Below are 19114 nucleotides of genomic sequence, written 5' to 3'. Positions count from 1 at the left end.
TTGCAAAAACATAGATAAGGAATGGGGAAAGCCCCATTCCTTATCTATGTTTTTGGTTAAGCACTTTACATAAATGATTCAGAAGCTTGTCCATGTTCAGCAAACTTCAACTTGAACGTATATCGGGTTAATCTTTCTTTTTGGCAATTACGAGTACTTTACCTTTGTCTAACTCACTCTCGTAGAAGTCAGCTTCGGCTTCGGTAAAGCCCATCGAAACAATTTTGGCCCGGAGCTCATCACCACGTGAGCGGAACAGATTCGCCAAGGAATCAAATACGCCTTCTTCCTTTATGCCAATTTCTTTGGCATCTGCTGTATCAGCAATACGATCTGTACGATCCTTCTCATGGGCGAGAACAAAGATTTGATCAGCAAGGTATCCGGTAATCTGCAATTCTTTCACCGCTTCTACCGCCTGGACTCCGTTTTCTACCACTTTTGCATAAGCTTGCTCATTGGTTGAATTCATCGTTTCCACTCTCCTCTGATTTAATCCTCTGTATCGAGCTACTTAATATATAACCATACTATATGGGGTTGAAACGATTCGGTAATAACCAATCCTAGGAAACTGTGTCATCAAAAAGATCAATGCCTTCAATCTGCTGAGAGCCTGACTTCATATATACCTTCAGAGCCTGGTCTCCACGGAGAAACACTTCTCCGTCCTCTGCGACATAATAAGGTTTCCCGAGAGCTTGATGGATCGCTTCAATATTCATCTCGATTCTTTCTCCATTTAACATGATGTGATTCTCAGATGCATCGATATGCACATATTGAATGACATCCGTATCTTCACACAAGCCAACTTTCACATCATGAAAGTGATATTCAGGACACCCTAGATAAGGATCTTCCTGCTTATGCCCCGGCTGGCCCTTCTTGGCCAACAAATCATCCATGGTGTCATCCAGAGAAATGCCATTCAGAGTCCGAAAATGCTGGAAAGTCTCGGATCGATCAACAGCCAGAGTTACCTCTGACGCCTTCTCTTCCATTGCCGTCCATTGCATATCGTGAGCAGCGGGTACCGCTGCCGGTTGAACGGAAAAGGGAGAAATTACGCTAAACATCACAAGCAGTAGTTTCATCATGATTCTCACCCTTTCATCAGGTTCATCACCGCTCTGAAGGCTTCTTCATGGGTTACAAAGCGGTCATGTTACTTGCGCATCCGTTGCCATACATTCGCTGCAACATCAATATACTTCATCCAGTTTTTCCCGCCCTTTGCTTCACCATTATATGTAGCTTCATAGGATTGCAGGGTACGATCCGTTGATGTAGCAGGCGGTGCAGTTACATGAACCGATTCAGCGTGCTTGGTCTGTTCAGCGTTGTTACGTTTGGTCTGAAATTTCGCCATCAGCGTTGTGGAGACTTGTTTAGCTGCTGCCGTCACTTCATTCAACACTTCACCCAGATTCTCAACAGATTCCATAACAGGATCAATTTTTTTCATTTTGTGCTGTACATCCACCGTAATATCATTGGCATGTCTTACCGTCTGCTTCACTTCATAACTAAGTTCATCAATGGTTTTCTGTACCTCTTGCAATGTCTGTGAGACATTGTCCAAAGAACCCTGAGCGGATTTCAAGGTACGAATTAAAAAGAATACCAGTACTGCAAATGCCACTGCAATCAGGGCCACGCTAATTTGATAGATCATAGAAGAACCTCTCTTTCCATATGTGCATCAGTTTGTTATTGCTATAGTTACCCGGCGATTTCCCGGACGAAACAATATGATATATCCCTTCATATATGCCTTCGCTTGGAAAAAAAACTAATGTTTCAAGCGGTTAGCACTCGGTTAAAGTTAGACTACACAAGGCGGTGAGGTGAACACAACTCACTCCACAATCAAGCAAACGAAAGGATGAATACTTATGTTGAAATGGTCTGTATTATTTCTAATTATTGCACTGGTAGCAGGTATTTTTGGATTCTTCGGTATCGTTGAAGCAGCTGCTTCAATCGCGAAAGTACTCTTCTTCATCTTTGTTGTACTGTTCGTAATCTCCCTGATTACGGGACGCAGCCGAATGCGATAACCTCAGGCTCTGATATGACTGAATCATTATTAACGAATACATACAAAAGCCGATCGTGCTACCAAGCCGATTGGCTTTTGTGCGTTCAGACATAGGTCAACTTTTCTATATTATGTATTTCACTCCCTTCTGCTTTATTCCAATCCACTCTCGTATGAATCCCAAAAAAACAGGACTTTTTTGAGATAGCCAACCCGGATTTATCCCACTGAAGTATGATATTTACAGGCTTGCTATATACCCACATATGCGCCAGTTGACACTGGAGAATGCAAGAAAATATTGTTATAATTTGTGATTCATAAGGTAGCTTGCTTGGTTATTTTTAACACAGGACAACAAATTACATAACAAACCGAGGAGGAAAAGAAAATGAAAAAAATCGTAAGTTTTGCTGCTGCTTTAACGTTGATGGGTTCGATGGCTGCCGCTGCAGGTGCTGAGGAAGCGGTTACTGGAACGGTAACTCCGGAAAAAGGAACAGAGGCTACAACAACGACGACAACTCCAGCTGTTGAAGTGAACAAACCTGTTGTAGAAACAGTAGAAGGTACTGCTGAGACTGTAACAGGTACAACAACAGACACTACAGGTGCAGAAGGTACTTCAACTACAACTGAAACGCCAGCTACGACTACAGATGACAAAATGTTTGAAGAGCCACTCGTAAAACCAGGCGATGAAGTACTGGCACCAACGATGTTGCTAAACCTCCTGGAGCGCACTTGGTTCTATGATGCACCTAACGGTAAACCAATCGGTGCATTAGGCTCCCAAGTCATCGATACAACAGGTGAAGTGGTTGACGGATTCGACGGTGGCGAGTGGGTCCAAGTGTACACTTGGAAAGGTAAAGCGTGGATCCACGTTGCCATTCAGTAACATCGTATAATCGTTCTAACGATAAGTAAAGAGGACAGCACGCACAATCGCGGCTGTCCTCTTTTGATTTTCCAAGATGTTCACTCCCTGTTCAAGGGTTCCTTGTGACTTCTTCCGTCTTCGGTTCCACATGTACATGTACATGCATGATGTTATGCGATCGCTTCAACCGCTCTTCCACTCGGTCACAGATCTGGTGGCCTTCAATCAAGCTTAGACTCCCGTCCACTTCAATGACCACATCTACAAGTACATGACTGCCATGCACACGTGCCTTCACATCCTTGATCATTTCAACGCCGGGAACACGTGCTACTGAGGATCTGAGATCCGTCAGTTCCTTCTGATCAAATCCATCGGTAAGACGATGTGTAGAATCCCGAAAAATCTCCCAAGCTGTCTTGCAGATCAACAGACCTACAGCAATGGCGGCTACTTTATCCAACCATGGAAGTCCAAACTGCGCACCTATGATTCCAACTGCAGCGCCTATGCTGACCCAGGCATCCGAACGATTATCTTTCGCCGCAGCCATCAGAGCCTGACTATTAATTTGTTTAGCCAGACGGTGATTGTAACGATATACGCCTAACATCACCACAGCACAGACTACAGCCACCGCTGCCGCCCACAGATTTGGAGCAACAAAGGCTCCTTCATACCAGGAACGGACGGCTTCAACTAATACTTGCAGCCCAACCATAGCCATAATAAATGAAGCCACCAAGGCAGCAACCGTCTCCGCTCTAAAATGACCATAGGCATGATCCGAATCAGGTGGTTTCTGGGAGATCCGAAGCCCGATCAATACAGCAACGGAGGCCACAATATCCGTAAGGTTATTGAAACCATCGGCCAGCAAAGCACTGGAAGCAAATAAATATCCACAGATCAGCTTAAAGGCGGATAAGACGAGATAGGCTACGATACTAACCCAAGCCCCTCGCTCCCCTTTTCGAATTTCTTCATAAGCGTTCAAACCGGGCGACACTCCTTTAACGTTTCGTATTACGGTTTTTCCATGTTACCAAATGCGGAGCGTGTGGGTCTACAGAAACAGTGTTGCCAGGCTGCATTGCTGTAGGCAAGCCGAAACAAAGTTGCCAGACGGCAGGGCTGTAGTTAATGAGAAAAAATGTTGGCCTGGGTAAAACCAAAGGTTTTGAGCATTTTATCAGGTTGCCCTTGTGGGGCTTTTATAAAACGTATAAAATAGGTACATCCCGTCCAATCTGGACGGCTCACTGTAAGACCGGGAGGGAAATAACGATGAGCGAAAATAACGAACCGAAAAAGGTCAGTTTGCAGGATGCTATACGCCAAAAGCTGGCGCAGAAGAAAGAACAAGCAAATTCCGGTAACCAATCCAGCGCCTACTTTGAAGGCGGACCTAAAGCGATGAAGAGTCAAAACAACAAGAAGCCTAACAACCAACGTCGCCGTACTGGTGGATCTTAGGTCTTAAAGCCGCAGAGAAACCCATTGAATTACAAAAAGAACCGCAAGCCCTCTTCACAGAGGCTTGCGGTTCTTTGCTGTTCCTATAATAATGCTCCGTAGTTGATGCTTAGTTTAAGCTTCTACCGGATACATTTTATTGCGCAGTTCTTTAATTTCATCACTTTCCAGATACTCGTCATAGCTCATTTGGCGATCAATGATGCCATTCGGCGTAATTTCGATAATCCGGTTAGCAATGGTTTGAATGAACTGATGGTCATGGGATGTAAACAGCATTGTGCCGTCAAAATCAATCATACCATTGTTCAGCGCTGTGATGGATTCGAGATCCAAGTGGTTCGTAGGCTCATCCAGAATCAATGCGTTAGCACCAGTCTGCATCATTTTCGCCAGCATACAGCGAACTTTCTCGCCCCCGGAGAGTACACTTGCCTTTTTCAAGGATTCCTCACCTGAGAACAGCATACGTCCCAAGAATCCACGCAGATACGTTTCATCCTGATCTTTGGAATATTGACGGAGCCAATCTACAAGCGTCATGTCTACACCGTCAAAATATTTGGAGTTGTCTTTCGGGAAATAAGCTTGAGTTGTTGTCACACCCCAAGTGTATTCGCCGCTATCCAATTCCGTTTCACCCATAAGAATATCAAACAACAGGGACTTGGCATTCCCGTTTGGACCAACAAATGCGATTTTATCCCCTTTGTTCACGACAAAGCTGATATCATTCAGCATTTTCACACCATCAATGGATTTGCTGATGCGATCTACGGTCAACAATTGTTTACCGGCTTCACGCTCAGGTTTGAAGTTGATAAACGGATATTTACGGTTCGATGGACGAAGATCATCCAGCGTGATTTTGTCGAGTTGTTTCTTCCGGGAAGTTGCCTGTTTCGATTTCGAGGCATTCGCAGAGAAACGTTGAATAAAGGCTTGAAGCTCTTTAATCTTCTCTTCTTTTTTCTTGTTGGCATCACGTTGCAACGCAAGTGCCAATTGGCTGGATTCGTACCAGAAGTCATAGTTACCTACGTACAACTGGATTTTACCAAAGTCGATATCCGCAATGTGCGTACATACTTTGTTCAGGAAGTGACGGTCATGGGATACCACAATAACAGTACCTTCATAGTCCATCAAGAAGTTCTCAAGCCATTGAATGGATTCGAGATCCAAGTGGTTGGTAGGCTCATCGAGCAACAGGTTGTTTGGACGACCAAACAATGCTTGTGCAAGCAGGACACGAACTTTTTCGTTACCACTTAGTTCATTCATTTTCTTATCGTGCATGTCACGGTCGATACCCAGACCGATCAGGAGTGCCGCTGCATCCGGCTCAGCATCCCAGCCATTAAGCTCCGCAAATTCACCTTCAAGCTCACCTGCACGCAGGCCGTCTTCTTCAGTGAAGTCCGCTTTGGCATACAGCGTATCTTTTTCTTTCATAATGGCATAGAGACGACTATGACCCATAATTACGGTTTCGAGAACCGGATACTCATCATATTCAAAGTGGTTTTGCTTCAAAACGGCCATACGTTCGCCCGGGGTGATGTGCACCTCTCCCGAGTTTGATTCAATTTCACCGGACAAAATTTTCAAGAATGTTGATTTACCGGCTCCATTGGCGCCGATGAGGCCGTAACAGTTTCCTGGTGTGAATTTGATATTTACATCTTCAAAAAGTGCACGTTTTCCGTAGCGGAGCGTGATGCCGCTTGTACTGATCATTAAGCATACCATCCTTTATTGGTTAATCTGCATACTGCATGAATAGCAAGTTGCGTAAATCATGGATTCAATATCCCGATGCCTATTCTGGCACCATATTATAACACAAAAAAGCGGCAAATTCGAAAATTGGCCGCTTTTTACTTATTAAAGATTTGGTAAATGTACTGTTCATGCAGGCATATCCCTACATTAACATATTTGGCTCGCTTTTGTTAGTCCTGTTTGCTTTTCTCGTGGTGAATGCGGAGCGTCTCACCATGACCAAGCACCCTAATCCGCTCTTTACCAATGCCTAGTCGTTCACGTTCAACTTCCAGCCGATCCAGTGCTTCCTTGGGCGTATCATCCGCCAGCTTGAATGTGCCGTAATGCATTGGTACCATGAGCTGGGAGCCGGATTCAACGAACCCCTGCAGCGCTTCTTCAGGTGTCACATGCTGAGAAGTCATGAACCACTCCGGATCGTAGGCACCGATAGGCATCAGGGTAACACCAATGTCAAAGCGTTCTCCAATCGTTTTGAATCCCTGGAAGTAACCTGTATCACCCACAAAATACAACACAGGCGGACCGCCTGATGTTTTGGATGTTTCGTTCTTCCCTAATTCCGTGGATGACTCATCCTGATTGCTCGTTGTTGCAGCACTCTCCGCTGCTGAAGTCGTTGCAGGATGGATTGATTCCAATACATAACCGCCCCAATGGGACGTATTGGTATCAAACAACGTTCGGCGCGTCCAGTGCTGTGCAGGGACAAAAGTTATTTTGACTCCGCCAAGTGTCATATGATCCCACCATTTCATCTCCTGGCATCGATGGAACCCTTTGCGAATCATCTTGCGTTTCAGACCATCGGGTACGATCAGTAACGTCTTGGCTGTAATCAGCTTGCGCAAGGAAGCCAGATGCAGATGATCATAGTGGGAATGGGATATTAGAATGACATCCAATGGTGGAATATCCTGAATCGGAATGCCGGGGGCACCGAGCCTTCGTTGAAATCCCATTTTTTCGGCCCACACCGGGTCAGTCACGATGTTCAATCCATAATATTGAATGAAAAACGTGGAGTGACCAATCCAGGTAATACTTGTGTCATCCCGATTAGCATGCAGATAATCCAGTTCAGGCGGGTGTTTGGGCACGGTGTAGGAGTAGTCCTTTACTTTATTGCGCCGCTGCTCCCTCCATTGCTTGAATTCCTTCAGCGTTTTGTCCGTACTTACATTATCAATGTTGTTATAACGGATTTTTGGCATGAAAGGGCCCTCCTCCCTTCCTCATTTCTTAACAACAGATTACCCCAAACGGGAATGGACGTACCAGCCAATCAATCCTTTGGGTTCTTACATACGGCCAGATATACAAACAGAAAGACAATAGCAGCCGCAATGATCAGTGGAGGGGCGTACATAATGGTGAATGTCTCAAAAAAGCTCAATCCGGTTATACCGGGTATCCCCGTGACTCCCTCGGTAGATAGTGGATCCAGCAAGGGAGTCATGAGTAAGAACATGTTCAGTAGCATGGACAGACTCATCCTTTCTTTTTACCAGAATTACCGCGCACATAATTGGCATCAAACAGGAACAGCTTCATAATCAGCACAAGCGAAGGAATGAGCACGAGTAACCCCAGACTAAACGCTGTAATGAGCGCAATCCCCATCGTGCGATTCGTAAAGCTGTCGTAAATATTGATGTAAGGATACAGAATGTACGGAAGGTGGGATCGCCCGTAACCATACCAGGCAAAGGCAAACTGAAGCATGACAGCGACAAAGCACCAACCTAGATATTTACTTTTCCACACCAGCGACACGGCAATGACAAAACAAATAAACGAAGCGATGAACATCCACGAAATATTCACCATCTGCTCAAAGTGTGCGGGATTCTGTTTGTTAATTTGCAGAAATGCCAGAAAACTCGCAAAAATGGTTGGCAAACTCCAGAGCAGCGCGTACTCTCGAAGCACCTCATATGCCGGCTCATCCCCCGCCCGCTTCGCATAATAGGATAGAAACATCGCCGAGATGTAGAGCACACTAACCAGTGCAAGCAAAACAACCGACCAAGTATAGGGATTCGTCAAAAATTCACGCCAGCGAAAAAACACCTGATCGCCCACCTGCTCAATAATTCCGCCTTCTGATATCGCCAAAATGGTAGAGAATACCGCCGGAATCAGCAATCCCGTCGCCCCGTACAATGCCATATAGATCCGGCTGTTCTGCCCATGGTTGCCGTAGGTATTGTAGGCGTAATACACACCCCGGATCGCAAGCAGCACAATAGCCAGGGAACCCGGAACCAGCAAGGCTGTCCCGTAATAGAAGGCGCTGTCCGGATAAAATCCGACCAGTCCAACCACAAAAAAGATCAAAAACACATTCGTCACTTCCCACACCGGAGACAGGTAGCGCTGAATGATGTTATGAATTTTGTTCTCGTGCCCGGTCAAAATGCTATAAAAGCTGAAGAACCCGGCGCCAAAATCAATCGAAGCAACGATCAGGTAACCGAACAAAAACGTCCACAATATTGCGATACCTGTAATTTCGAAACTCAATGCACGATCCCTCCTTCAAGACCCAGAGACTCCAGTTCCTTCTCTGCTTCCTTGTTGCGGAACAGCTTGCTGAGTACCCGAATGCACGAGAAACACAGGATCAGATACAGCAAGATGAACAACACTAGCATCCATCCTACCGAAGTTGACGTCGTAGCTGCTTCCGACACCTTCATATACCCGCGTAAGATCCAAGGCTGTCTGCCAACTTCGGCGAACATCCACCCCAGTTCGATGGCAATCATGGCCAGTGGCCCCAGCAAGACAATGCCGAGCAGCAGCCATTTGGGATATGGCTTGCGCCCTGGCAACCACCGCCGCAATACATATAACACAGGAATCATCAGGATGATCACTCCCGTTGTGACCTTCAGGTCAAACATATAATGAATGGACAGTGGTGGCCTCAGATCCGCGGGAAATTCTTCGAGCCCTTTTACTTCCGTATCGGGACGATTACCCGCCAAAATGCTAAGAGCATAAGGAATTTCAATCGCGTATTTCACTTCATTGTTCTCATCCAGAATGCCGCCATAGACGAGCGGTGCCTCTTTCATCGTCTTGAAATGCCATTCTGCGGCAGCCAGCTTCTCCGGCTGATACTTCGCCAGGAATTTACCCGAGGAATCGCCGATCATGACGGTGCTGATGGCAAATACAAGCGCAGATACCGTTGTGAGTTTCAGTGCTTTTTTGTAATACACATGATCCCGTCCCCGAAGCAAACTGAAGGCGGCGATCCCCGCCAGGATACCTGCACTCAAGGTGTAGGATGAGGCGAGTACATGGGACACTTTGGTTGGTGTTGCCGGATTCAACATGGCAGCAATGGGATGTATGTCCTTCATGATGCCATTAATCAGGGTGAATCCCTGAGGCTGGTTCATGAAGGAGTTCACCGTTGTAATGAAAATCGCAGATGCAGATGAGCCGAGAGCTACCGGGATCAACAGCAGCATATGCGTATATTTCTTTTTGAAACGATCCCACGTATAGAGGTAAATTCCAAGAAAGATCGCCTCTATAAAAAAGGCAAACGTCTCCATGAACAGCGGCAAGGCGATGGCCTGACCCGCTACCCGCATAAACATCGGCCACAGCAGACTGAGCTGTAATCCGATCGAGGTGCCTGTAACGACGCCAACGGCAACGGTGATGACAAAACCTCGCGCCCACCGGCGTGCCAGCAAGGTGTAATGCATATCATTGGTTCGGAGTCCTCGCCACTCGGCCAAGGCAATCATAAGTGGCACGCCTACACCGATAGAGGCAAAAATAATGTGCACAAACAGGGTAAGACCGGTTAGTATCCGGCTGAGCAAAACAGGGTCCAGGGATGACATGGTTACACTCCTCTTTCACATAATCGTTATGTACAACAGCAGTTACTCTGCTTGAACGTGTATCTCAATAACTCATGATTCGGATGATGCTCTTCACAACGGCATACAGCACAACCACAGCTGCAACCAGACAGACAATAATGAGTGTTTTCTCTTGTTTACGGAACATATACCTGCCGTCCTCCTTTTGCATGGGATGCAAATTATGGCTCTATAGACAGTTTGCAAAAGAAGTTGTTTTTTTATCCGGGAAATTGAAAAACAAAAAAAGCCTTTCCCCGTTTCACGCTTACGCGCTAAAGGGCAAAGGCTCTATCCGTAGGTCTCGTACACAAACATTATTCATAAAAAAGCGAAATGCATTTCTTCATCCATCATTAAATTCACACCAATACGTCCTGCTTGGGCAGTCGAACCTTGAACGTACTTCCTTTGCCCGGTGCAGATATAAAGGTCAGCGTACCCTTGTGATCCTCTACAATTTTACGAGAAATGTACAACCCGATTCCTGTTCCACCAATCTGCCGATGATCCGAATTATCCACCCGATAGAATTTGTTGAACAGCATGTCCTTCTCTTGCTCCGCAATACCTATTCCGTAATCACGCACATCAAGACATAACCATTCCTCTTCTTCCCATAATGTTACATCAATGCGATCGGCTCCCGGAGAATACTTGACTGCATTGCCCACCAGATTATGAAGAACCTGAACCATCCTGTTCTGGTCAGCATAAGCAAAAAAGTCTCCATTAAACGTATGCACGTAGATACGTTGGGCAGACTTCATATTCCACTGTTCGGCAACCCCTTCTACCAACTCAACCAGCGGTACATACGTCATGTGGTAAGTCATACCTTCGTTGTCAAGGCGCTGAATATCGAGTACATCATCCAGCAAACTGCTCAGCCGCTTGCCCTCCGAAGAGATGGTCTGCATGAATTCCCGCTGCTGAGCTGCCGGAAGGTCATACATCATCATTAGTTCCACATACCCCATTATGGTGGCTACAGGCGTTCGAAGCTCATGAGATACCACACTGATCAGCTCATTTTTCATCCGATCCAGCCGTTCTTCTCCTGTCCGGTCACGGAACACCAGCAGAAACCCATGGTTTTTACCCGGGACATCCATCTGCTTCATGTACAAGGAAAATACACTTTTATCCACATTATTGAATATAAATTCGGTCTCGATAAACGCCGTTTCTCCATTCAGGAATGCTCTCGTCTGTTCCATCAGATTGAAGTTGTCCGTTAATACCATCGTATCAATCGCCTGCGCCAAATCTTCAATGGATCTGCCCATAAAATCACCCAAACCAAACATCTCTTCTATCCTTCGGTTGACGATGGTTATGGTCCCTGATCGATCAGACATCACGAGTCCTTCCCGTACGGATTCAATAAATTGCTCACTGATATCTCGCTGTTCCTGAATGGCCATCTTCTCATTGAACAACTCCGAGTTCAGCTTCTCCAGCGCAAGGGCATGACGTACACGATCTTCTTCTGCTCTGGTCCGCTCTGTAATATCCTTAATAAACAGGTTATATAATGTCTCATTTTTGCCCAACTGGATCTCAACAATTTTGTACTCTATTGGAAATACGGAACCATCCCGGCGAATACCTGAAATTTCTTCAACGATGGTGTATCTTTTACCTTCCACATATTCAAATCGCTCCAGCAAAATCTTGATCTCCTTGCAGCTGGCCCCTTGAAAAAGAGACGGCACTTCCTTGTGCAGGATCACTTCTTCCCGACGCAATCCAAACATTCTTTCAGCCTCGGGATTAAACTCAACGATCAGTCCATTGGAGTCCACAGCGATAATGGCATCAATAGAGGATTCAATAATGGCACGTTTGACCTCTTCACTATTCTTGAGTTCCTTGGTACGCTCAATAACCCTGTCCTCCAGCGTTAACTTGTCGTGACGAATCTGTTCGAATTGTTCCAGCAGCACATCTGCCATTTTGCGCAAATTACCAATCAGGATCTGTACTTCGGTTACATGGCTGGTTGGCCACTCCGGCTTCCCATTTCGAAACAGCAGTCTCGGCAGAGAGCCTGTCATCCTGGTCAGTCTTAACAGCGGGCTAACAACCTTTCTGCTGAGAGGAGCCGCTACAATCATGGAAGCCACGATGATCGCGAACAGGGATTGCAGCGTGGTCAGATAAATCGATTCAATTCGGGGGTAATACTTGGACGAGTCAGTCACAATGAATACCCGATAAGGTGTTAACCTTGTCATTTCTGCTTCATAGATAAAAGAGGCTTGTTTCCAATAATTCAATACATCGCTGTAATGGATATTTGCGGAACTTAACAGAATGAGGTTATCCCTCGACTTCTTCAGAAGACGGAATCTGTCCATGTCCAAGTACTCGCCCGCCTGTAGTGTATTCAAACCAGAAGCGACGACTGTATCATTGCGATTCAGCAGAATCACATTCACACCCAGTAGATGATGATAACGCGCCATATTCTGATCCATATTCTCGGAGGTAACATACTCTTCATCAAGATCCTGAACAACCGCACTCGCTGCATATTTCATATCCCGTAATATGGCATCATTCATTTGACTCAATTGTCTGCGGCTATCTGCGGATAACAGTACGAGAGAAACAAATACCACAAAGGCAACTACGTATTTAAACGCAATTCTTGTTAGTGGAATGGTTCCCGTCCGCTTTGATCTGTGTTCACCCGTTGTGATCCAGAAATCAACTACAATTCCCGCAAGCAGCGCATTCACCATACCAATCACAGCAATATACATATATTCATACTTCACATCGTCTATATTCATACCCAACATAAAATGTCCGGCATAGATAACAGGAAATAACATCACTACCCAAAAGACAGCATTAGCCTTGATTAAGCTTCCATTCTTCCAACGGCTCTGCCAAACGAGCATCCAGATTAATTCCATGAAATGAGCAAGCATTATAGATAAATTGTGCGGCTGGAAGCCAACAAAGACGGTATTCAGCAGATGGATGACTGTGAAGGTAACAAATCCATAGATGGCCCCATGCAAACGTAGAGCAACGAGTGCTGCCGCGCTACCAATCATAAACTGAACACCATAGAATAAAGTAAACGGAAAAATAGTGCTTAGTGATCCCAGAATGATCAGAATACTTGTCCCAATCCAGGGTATTCTCAGCTTCAACACGACCCAATCCAGCATTTGTCTCGCCTTTATACGATCCATATGCAGTTGCCCTCATAGATCATTTTTTCTTCTGTTTTCAACAACAACGTTGGTTCCCCCTATAAACTTAAGCGGATACAATCTTACTTTTTTCCCCTTAACTCGTTCTGATCCATTATACTGTAATTAGTACTTGGTGTAGATTTGGGAAATTCTGATTGATCGGCAACCAAACTGCATTTATGCTAGAATATTGAAGTTCATCAAAAAAGCTTATTTCTTCTCTACATATACATCCTATATTTTGGGATAGAAACATTAAAAAATTTGCGGCATTTATTCGCAATTCACCTTGTTTTTTTAGCATTTTCTTAACATATTATTTTCACCAGGAGTGTGACCCTATGACTATCAAAGTACTTCTTATAGAAGATGAGAAAAATCTGGCCGACATGATTGCTTTCTTTCTTGAGGAGGAAGGATACATCACTGAACGGGTTCATCATGCCCGTGAGGCACTTCAACTGTTTCCACAATTCCAGCCGGATATTGTTGTAACGGATCTCATGCTTCCTGAAATGGATGGAAATGATCTCGTAGAAGCCTTTCGCCAGCACTCCACTGTGCCCATTCTGATGATCTCGGCAAGCACCATGCTTAATGATCGACTTCGCGCATTGCATAATGGTGCGGATGACTTTCTGTGCAAACCATTTAGTTTGAAAGAGTTGGATGCCCGGATTAAAGCACTGCTGCGAAGATCAATCATTTCTTATCAGGATAAACCGGTAAAAGAGGACAAGCAGGCAGAGGTTACTGGACATGTAAATGTGAATGAATACAGAAGAACCCTGTTTGTGGATGGCGTTGAAATCGAGGTCACTCATATTGAGTTTGAGATTATGAAGGAATTGTACCGAAATCCGGGTAAAGTGTTCACACGTAATGAACTGATGGATCGGATCAAAGGCTCCGAACGCGCCTATCTGGATCGTACCATTGATGTTCATATCTCAAGTCTGCGTAAAAAAATTGAGCCTGACCCCAAGAACCCACGTTATATTAAGACGGTTTGGGGAACAGGCTACAAATATGTGATCTAATACGATCGTAACGATTGAAAGTTAAACACCTTTGGCCATATCCCTCTTTTATCTCATGGATAAGATGGGCGGTATGGCTATTTCTGATTTATGGACAGACGACGAATGCAACCAGCTTTCCATATCCTTGATGAGTTGATTCGGGTCTTGCTCGTTCCAAAGAATCATCTTCATCTCACCTGTACCTGTAATCTGTTGCAGGTGACGCTTCCGAATAAGGGATTTGAAATCCGTAATGACCAGTAACGGAAGTTGTGGCATAAAAGCCCGAATGGCATTTGCTGCTGACACCGCTTCTTCCGCAATCTGATAATCAACAATACAATAACGGGAATTTTCCCAACTTCCCCGATGTGTTTCTATTGCAGAACCAGATGTTGAGTCCTCAATCCAGTTCCTGAACAATTGAATAATATTCTCATATGCAATACGACGTTTTCCATCCGAGAGCACGGTAATGGGTTCCATAGGTATAACCTCCAGTTGATTCTTATCTTTATTGTGCCAACTTACGTTTAAAAATGTTTGTGCGTGAACATGAAAGAAGTGTTAACAAATTTCGTACTTCTTCACATTAAGTGTTAGACATGTCCACTTCACTTCTGGTTGATTTCGCAGATTCCACACATTGATGTAAAATAGAGAAATACCCGTGTGATTTAATTTACGGGAAGTTAAAGATGAATCTGGTATTATAGGAGGTTACATTGATGAATATTGTTTCCATTGAACCAACACCAAGTCCAAATACGATGATGCTACATCTCGATGAACGTCTGGAGGACGGAATTCGCAAAACATATACACTGGACAACGAACGATCTGCTCCGGCGTTCATTCGCCAGATGCTTCATATTCCCGGTGTAAAGAGTGTGTTCCACACGACAGACTTTGTGGCACTTGATCGTAAAGGGAATGCCGACTGGTCCGTTATCTTGGGCGAAGTCCAAAATCGCCTTGGACAGCAAGGCATCGATCTAGACTGGATTGAATCCGAAGATGGTTCAGGCGAGCACTTCGGAGAAGCACAGGTATTTGTACAATTCTTCCGAGGCGTACCGATGCAAATCAGGGTCAAGGCCGGAACCAAGGAAGAACGAATCTCGTTGTCAGACCGTTTTGTCAAAGCCGTGACGGAAGTCGCCAGTGCAACGATGATCAAAGAACGCAAACTGAGTGATTACGGCGTTCGATATGGCGAGTTACCAGACATCGCACGTGAAGTCGAGCAGGAATTGGAAGCGGCTTACCCCCCAGAACGACTTGAGCAGGTTATCAAACAGGCCATTGAACATGGTACCAAATCCGAAGAGTTCGTCGAGCGCCGCCGTGAATTGGATGGAGCTGAACTTGAAGATGCTTTGCGAAACGAGGACTGGAATGTTCGCTATGCGGCATTTGACGGCATGGAGCCTACAGCCGAAAGACTGCCTCTCGTAGCCCAGGCTCTGCATGACAACAAAATGCAGATTCGCCGCTTGGCCGTCGTATACCTGGGTGACATTCGTACACCGGAAGCGATGGAATTGCTGTATGAAGCGCTTCAGGACAGTTCTCCCGCGGTACGACGTACTGCCGGTGACACCTTGTCGGATATCGGTGACCCTGCCGCCACTCCAGCGATGACAGCCACGTTATCAGATAAAAGTAAACTTGTACGCTGGCGTGCAGCACGTTTTCTCTATGAAGTCGGAACTGAAGAAGCAGAGCAAGCGTTGCGAGTTGCAGCCGATGATCCCGAGTTTGAAGTCAGTCTGCAGGCCAAGATGGCTCTGGAGCGGATCGAATCGGGCGAACAGGCCGCTGGAACGGTATGGCAGCAGATGGCTGGCCGTAACAAGAAAGAGGAATAGTCGTCTCTCAGACCTCACATCCAACAATTGTTATTGCACTGGAAAACCATGCGCGTTATACTGATTGTCTGTTTACTACACTGAACACATCGTGTTAAGTTGTGTTGTTCATAATTTCATAGACAATAGATACACCTCATCCATTGATGGTGAGGTAGAGGTCGCGGGTGCGATCAGTACGCTGAAGGAGGCGCTAAGGAGCCGCTTATGAGATCAGCCGAAAGGTGCACCCGCCGAAGCTCACTGGACGTTCCTTACACGGTCCGGTGGGCTGGGGCTGCTGTCGAAAGGCGCAGAACTGTCACGGAAGTACATTTCCTTTATATAAAGGTATGAATTCTTCTGTGTTGAGCTATCTTAATCATCTGGGACATGGTGCGGACATTGAAATATTAAAGACCGCAGGCTGATGCCTGTGGTCTTTTTGTTTATGAAGCAATTATCGCAAACATCAGTATATCGAATGAAGGAGTGTTTCCATGCAAGACCGCAGTAACCCAACAACAACTGGACCTTCCCTGAAAAAAGGATTACGCGCACGCCATATGACGATGATCGCCCTCGGTGGCTCAATTGGTACCGGGCTGTTTCTCGCAAGTGGTACCGCCATCTCAACCGCAGGCCCTGGTGGAGCATTAATTGCCTATGCAGCCGTTGGCATCATGGTCTATTTCCTAATGACCAGCCTTGGTGAGCTTGCTACCTTTATGCCGGACTCCGGTTCATTTAATACGTACGCCGCACGTTTTGTAGACCCTGCTCTCGGGTTCGCCATGGGCTGGAACTTCTGGTACAACTGGGCGGTAACCATTGCAGCAGAGCTTGCTGCCGCTACAGTACTTATTAAATACTGGTTCCCCGACAGTTCGTCCATGTTATGGAGCTTATTGTTCCTCGTGCTGATCTTTGCCTTGAATGTGTTGTCTGTTAAGGGCTATGGAGAGTCCGAGTACTGGTTCGCCATTATCAAGGTTGCTACCGTTATCATCTTCCTGGCCGTTGGTGTGCTCATGATCTTTGGTATTATGGGCGGAGAAGCGGTTGGTTTCAGTAACTTCACCATCGGTGATGCGCCCATCCATGGCGGATTCTTCGCCGTGTTAGGGGTATTCATGGCCGCGGGATTCTCATTCCAGGGTACCGAGCTTATCGGGGTAGCCGCCGGTGAAAGTGAAAACCCGCGCGAAAATGTCCCCCGTGCCATTCGTCAGGTATTTTGGCGCATTCTGATTTTTTACATTTTGGCGATTACCGTGATCAGTCTGATCATCCCGTATACTCATCCGAATCTGCTCAAAGGTGATTTGGAAAATATCGGTGTCAGCCCGTTCACGCTGGTGTTTGAGAAAGCCGGACTCGCCATTGCGGCTTCCGTCATGAATGCCGTTATTCTGACTTCTGTACTCTCTGCCGGTAACTCAGGCATGTACGCTTCGAGCCGGGTTCTCTATGCCCTTGCCCGAGACGGTAAAGCCCCTCGTTTCCTCGGTAAACTGAACAAAAAGGGTATTCCCATGAATGCCTTGCTGCTTACAACAGCTGTTGGTATGTTGGCATTTCTCGCCTCCCTGTTCGGCGATGGCATTGTGTATACCTGGTTGCTGAATGCATCCGGTATGTGTGGTTTTATCACTTGGCTAGGTATCGCTATCAGTCATTATCGCTTCCGTCGTGCATACGTTGCACAAGGCAAGGATCTGAGCGATCTGCCTTACCGTGCACGCTGGTTCCCGTTTGGGCCGATCTTTGCTTTTGCCCTGTGTATTATCGTGATCATCGGACAGAACTACCAGGCATTCACGGGTGACGAGATCGACTGGAGTGGAGCCATCGTTGCCTACTTGAGCGTACCCCTGTTCCTGGTGTTGTGGCTCGGTTACAAATGGATCAAAAAGACCAAAGTGGTGCCGCTGCTGGAATGTGATTTCACACCTACCGATTCACCAGCTGATAAGCACTAACGAAGCAATATTTACACCTGCCACTTCGATGACAGAATAACCTTCCGATCGCTGTTATCAACTTATACAGCTGATACGATTTAACTTCATATTAAAAAACCTCCCCGTGGCGTTGCAGTTTTCCTACTGTGGCGAAACGGGGAGGTTTTGTTTTATGTCGGCTTCCCCCTTCGAACATTTCTGTACGTCCTTTTGTCCCTGTCCATATTTTGTATAGGTCGGTAAGTAAAATAGAGAAAGGTATACTATTTTTCTTGGACAACGGGAGTTGATGCATAATGAAAAAATTCTCTATTCTGCTCGTTCTATTGGGCATCCTGATCATCAGCTTTCCTTTCCTGCGGGAAACGTATTATGACTGGAAGCAAACCCGTGTCATGAACGATCTGGAGCAATTGCAAAACGGCTTGTCTAAGCTTAATCACTCCTTCGAACAGGGCATACAAGATGCAGCTTCTGCCGAGCCGACTACGGATAGTACAGATACAGTGCAAGACGCCTCTTCGGATACGTTGGGGATACTATCGATTGACAAGATTGATGTCCGCTTACCGATTCTGGAGGGTGCAACGGAAGCTAACATGAAGGTAGCTGCAACCCATCTTGTCGAAACCACTAGGATCGGTAACAAGGGTAATGCCGCCATAGCCGCTCATCGCGCCCACAAAAAAGGACGGCTGTTCAATCGTCTGGGAGAACTCCAGATTGGTGATTCGATGCAAGTCACCTTGGCAGATCGAACGATTATCCAGTATAAGGTAGATCAGATATCCGTTGTGGAGCCAAATGACTTGTCTGTGCTGGAAGACCCCGGACTTGGCCAGGTCCTTACCTTAATTACCTGTGATCCACTCGTCAATCCAACACATCGCCTAATTGTAAGAGCTATTGAAGTGAATCCGGAGGTTGCCGGATATTGATCTTCCCTAAGGTGCAGCTGAAATAAAATAAAACACCCTCTAGT

General features: G+C 45.9%; 18 protein-coding genes and 1 riboswitch. Of the genes, 7 read left to right on the top strand and 11 right to left on the bottom strand.

The annotated features are described in order from the left end of the window. Window positions 1–127 precede the first annotated feature (127 nt). The 3 genes from QVE09_RS29400 to QVE09_RS29390 all read right to left on the bottom strand — a co-directional run bounded on the left by QVE09_RS29400 (window position 128) and on the right by QVE09_RS29390 (window position 1678). Window positions 128–472, bottom strand: coding sequence for a YflT domain-containing protein (locus tag QVE09_RS29400; RefSeq protein WP_017692267.1), 345 nt, complete (start codon window positions 470–472; stop codon window positions 128–130). Window positions 473–566: 94 nt separating this feature from the next. Beyond that, the gene (locus QVE09_RS29395) at window positions 567–1100 is read right to left on the bottom strand and encodes a hypothetical protein (RefSeq protein ID WP_315939693.1); all 534 of its coding nucleotides are present in this window, start codon (window positions 1098–1100) and stop codon (window positions 567–569) included. A gap of 68 nt (window positions 1101–1168) precedes the next feature. Continuing rightward, on the bottom strand, window positions 1169–1678 hold the full coding sequence (locus QVE09_RS29390; protein WP_017692265.1) for a DUF948 domain-containing protein: 510 nt from the start codon (window positions 1676–1678) through the stop codon (window positions 1169–1171). 220 nt (window positions 1679–1898) lie between these two features. Here QVE09_RS29390 and QVE09_RS29385 point away from each other — a divergent pair, with 220 nt between their 5' ends. Both QVE09_RS29385 and QVE09_RS29380 read left to right on the top strand, forming a co-directional pair. Further along, entirely contained in the window at window positions 1899–2063 is a 165-nt protein-coding gene (locus tag QVE09_RS29385; RefSeq protein WP_017692264.1) for a DUF1328 domain-containing protein, read from the top strand. A gap of 372 nt (window positions 2064–2435) precedes the next feature. After that, window positions 2436–2945 carry a hypothetical protein gene (locus QVE09_RS29380; protein ID WP_315939692.1) on the top strand — a complete coding sequence of 170 codons (510 nt, stop codon included), beginning with the start codon at window positions 2436–2438 and terminating at the stop codon, window positions 2943–2945. A gap of 91 nt (window positions 2946–3036) precedes the next feature. Here the strand turns inward: QVE09_RS29380 and QVE09_RS29375 are convergent, their stop codons facing one another. Next, complete coding sequence (locus tag QVE09_RS29375) at window positions 3037–3924, bottom strand: cation diffusion facilitator family transporter (RefSeq protein WP_315939691.1); 888 nt, start codon at window positions 3922–3924, stop codon at window positions 3037–3039. Between the two features lie 290 nt (window positions 3925–4214). Here QVE09_RS29375 and QVE09_RS29370 point away from each other — a divergent pair, with 290 nt between their 5' ends. Further along, window positions 4215–4403, top strand: a complete 189-nt coding sequence (locus QVE09_RS29370; protein WP_017692261.1) for a hypothetical protein — start codon at window positions 4215–4217, stop codon at window positions 4401–4403. Window positions 4404–4517: 114 nt separating this feature from the next. Here the strand turns inward: QVE09_RS29370 and QVE09_RS29365 are convergent, their stop codons facing one another. From QVE09_RS29365 to QVE09_RS29340, 6 genes are all read right to left on the bottom strand, one after another. Beyond that, window positions 4518–6143: an ABC-F family ATP-binding cassette domain-containing protein gene (locus tag QVE09_RS29365; protein WP_091038559.1), complete on the bottom strand. Its 1626-nt coding sequence runs from the start codon at window positions 6141–6143 to the stop codon at window positions 4518–4520. Between the two features lie 215 nt (window positions 6144–6358). Then, the gene (locus tag QVE09_RS29360) at window positions 6359–7405 is read right to left on the bottom strand and encodes an MBL fold metallo-hydrolase (RefSeq protein ID WP_315939690.1); all 1047 of its coding nucleotides are present in this window, start codon (window positions 7403–7405) and stop codon (window positions 6359–6361) included. A 71-nt stretch (window positions 7406–7476) separates the two neighbouring features. Next, window positions 7477–7674, bottom strand: a complete 198-nt coding sequence (gene cydS / locus QVE09_RS29355; RefSeq protein WP_315939689.1) for a cytochrome bd oxidase small subunit CydS family protein — start codon at window positions 7672–7674, stop codon at window positions 7477–7479. An 8-nt stretch (window positions 7675–7682) separates the two neighbouring features. Beyond that, a complete protein-coding gene (locus tag QVE09_RS29350; protein WP_315939688.1) occupies window positions 7683–8717 on the bottom strand; it encodes a cytochrome d ubiquinol oxidase subunit II in 1035 nt (344 codons plus the stop codon). Continuing rightward, complete coding sequence (locus QVE09_RS29345; protein ID WP_253440938.1) at window positions 8714–10060, bottom strand: cytochrome ubiquinol oxidase subunit I; 1347 nt, start codon at window positions 10058–10060, stop codon at window positions 8714–8716. The genes QVE09_RS29350 and QVE09_RS29345 overlap by 4 nt, the downstream gene beginning before the upstream one ends. A gap of 383 nt (window positions 10061–10443) precedes the next feature. Beyond that, complete coding sequence (locus QVE09_RS29340) at window positions 10444–13293, bottom strand: ATP-binding protein (RefSeq protein WP_315939687.1); 2850 nt, start codon at window positions 13291–13293, stop codon at window positions 10444–10446. Window positions 13294–13637: 344 nt separating this feature from the next. Between QVE09_RS29340 and QVE09_RS29335 the strand changes: the two genes are divergently transcribed. Continuing rightward, window positions 13638–14336, top strand: coding sequence for a response regulator transcription factor (locus QVE09_RS29335; RefSeq protein ID WP_017692253.1), 699 nt, complete (start codon window positions 13638–13640; stop codon window positions 14334–14336). Between the two features lie 48 nt (window positions 14337–14384). On the opposite strand, the gene QVE09_RS29330 is transcribed toward QVE09_RS29335, so the two are convergent. Continuing rightward, window positions 14385–14804, bottom strand: a complete 420-nt coding sequence (locus tag QVE09_RS29330) for a hypothetical protein (RefSeq protein WP_315939686.1) — start codon at window positions 14802–14804, stop codon at window positions 14385–14387. 242 nt (window positions 14805–15046) lie between these two features. Between QVE09_RS29330 and QVE09_RS29325 the strand changes: the two genes are divergently transcribed. The 3 genes from QVE09_RS29325 to QVE09_RS29315 all read left to right on the top strand — a co-directional run bounded on the left by QVE09_RS29325 (window position 15047) and on the right by QVE09_RS29315 (window position 19070). Then, window positions 15047–16189 (top strand): virulence factor, encoded by a 1143-nt coding sequence (locus tag QVE09_RS29325; protein WP_315939685.1) that lies wholly within the window; start codon window positions 15047–15049, stop codon window positions 16187–16189. A 147-nt stretch (window positions 16190–16336) separates the two neighbouring features. Next, a riboswitch (Lysine riboswitch) is annotated at window positions 16337–16552 on the top strand. A 116-nt stretch (window positions 16553–16668) separates the two neighbouring features. Then, the gene (locus QVE09_RS29320) at window positions 16669–18150 is read left to right on the top strand and encodes an amino acid permease (protein ID WP_315939684.1); all 1482 of its coding nucleotides are present in this window, start codon (window positions 16669–16671) and stop codon (window positions 18148–18150) included. Between the two features lie 278 nt (window positions 18151–18428). Next, window positions 18429–19070, top strand: coding sequence for a class D sortase (locus QVE09_RS29315; protein ID WP_315939683.1), 642 nt, complete (start codon window positions 18429–18431; stop codon window positions 19068–19070). The last annotated feature ends 44 nt before the right edge of the window (window positions 19071–19114 follow it).

Source organism: Paenibacillus sp. ClWae2A, assembly GCF_032452295.1.
Classification (GTDB): domain Bacteria; phylum Bacillota; class Bacilli; order Paenibacillales; family Paenibacillaceae; genus Paenibacillus.
This window is presented reverse-complemented; position numbering and strand designations above follow the sequence as displayed.

Bases quoted from the DNA above. Each gene is read 5' to 3' on its own strand.
- QVE09_RS29395 (WP_315939693.1), bottom strand. From the start codon at position 1,100: ATGATGAAACTACTGCTTGTGATGTTTAGCGTAATTTCTCCCTTTTCC.
- QVE09_RS29385 (WP_017692264.1), top strand. From the start codon at position 1,899: ATGTTGAAATGGTCTGTATTATTTCTAATTATTGCACTGGTAGCAGGT.
- QVE09_RS29320 (WP_315939684.1), top strand. From the start codon at position 16,669: ATGCAAGACCGCAGTAACCCAACAACAACTGGACCTTCCCTGAAAAAA.
- QVE09_RS29400 (WP_017692267.1), bottom strand. From the start codon at position 472: ATGAATTCAACCAATGAGCAAGCTTATGCAAAAGTGGTAGAAAACGGA.
- QVE09_RS29325 (WP_315939685.1), top strand. From the start codon at position 15,047: ATGAATATTGTTTCCATTGAACCAACACCAAGTCCAAATACGATGATG.
- QVE09_RS29370 (WP_017692261.1), top strand. From the start codon at position 4,215: ATGAGCGAAAATAACGAACCGAAAAAGGTCAGTTTGCAGGATGCTATA.
- QVE09_RS29315 (WP_315939683.1), top strand. From the start codon at position 18,429: ATGAAAAAATTCTCTATTCTGCTCGTTCTATTGGGCATCCTGATCATC.
- QVE09_RS29340 (WP_315939687.1), bottom strand. From the start codon at position 13,293: ATGGATCGTATAAAGGCGAGACAAATGCTGGATTGGGTCGTGTTGAAG.
- QVE09_RS29335 (WP_017692253.1), top strand. From the start codon at position 13,638: ATGACTATCAAAGTACTTCTTATAGAAGATGAGAAAAATCTGGCCGAC.
- QVE09_RS29380 (WP_315939692.1), top strand. From the start codon at position 2,436: ATGAAAAAAATCGTAAGTTTTGCTGCTGCTTTAACGTTGATGGGTTCG.
- QVE09_RS29345 (WP_253440938.1), bottom strand. From the start codon at position 10,060: ATGTCATCCCTGGACCCTGTTTTGCTCAGCCGGATACTAACCGGTCTT.
- QVE09_RS29330 (WP_315939686.1), bottom strand. From the start codon at position 14,804: ATGGAACCCATTACCGTGCTCTCGGATGGAAAACGTCGTATTGCATAT.
- cydS (WP_315939689.1), bottom strand. From the start codon at position 7,674: ATGCTACTGAACATGTTCTTACTCATGACTCCCTTGCTGGATCCACTA.
- QVE09_RS29390 (WP_017692265.1), bottom strand. From the start codon at position 1,678: ATGATCTATCAAATTAGCGTGGCCCTGATTGCAGTGGCATTTGCAGTA.
- QVE09_RS29360 (WP_315939690.1), bottom strand. From the start codon at position 7,405: ATGCCAAAAATCCGTTATAACAACATTGATAATGTAAGTACGGACAAA.
- QVE09_RS29365 (WP_091038559.1), bottom strand. From the start codon at position 6,143: ATGATCAGTACAAGCGGCATCACGCTCCGCTACGGAAAACGTGCACTT.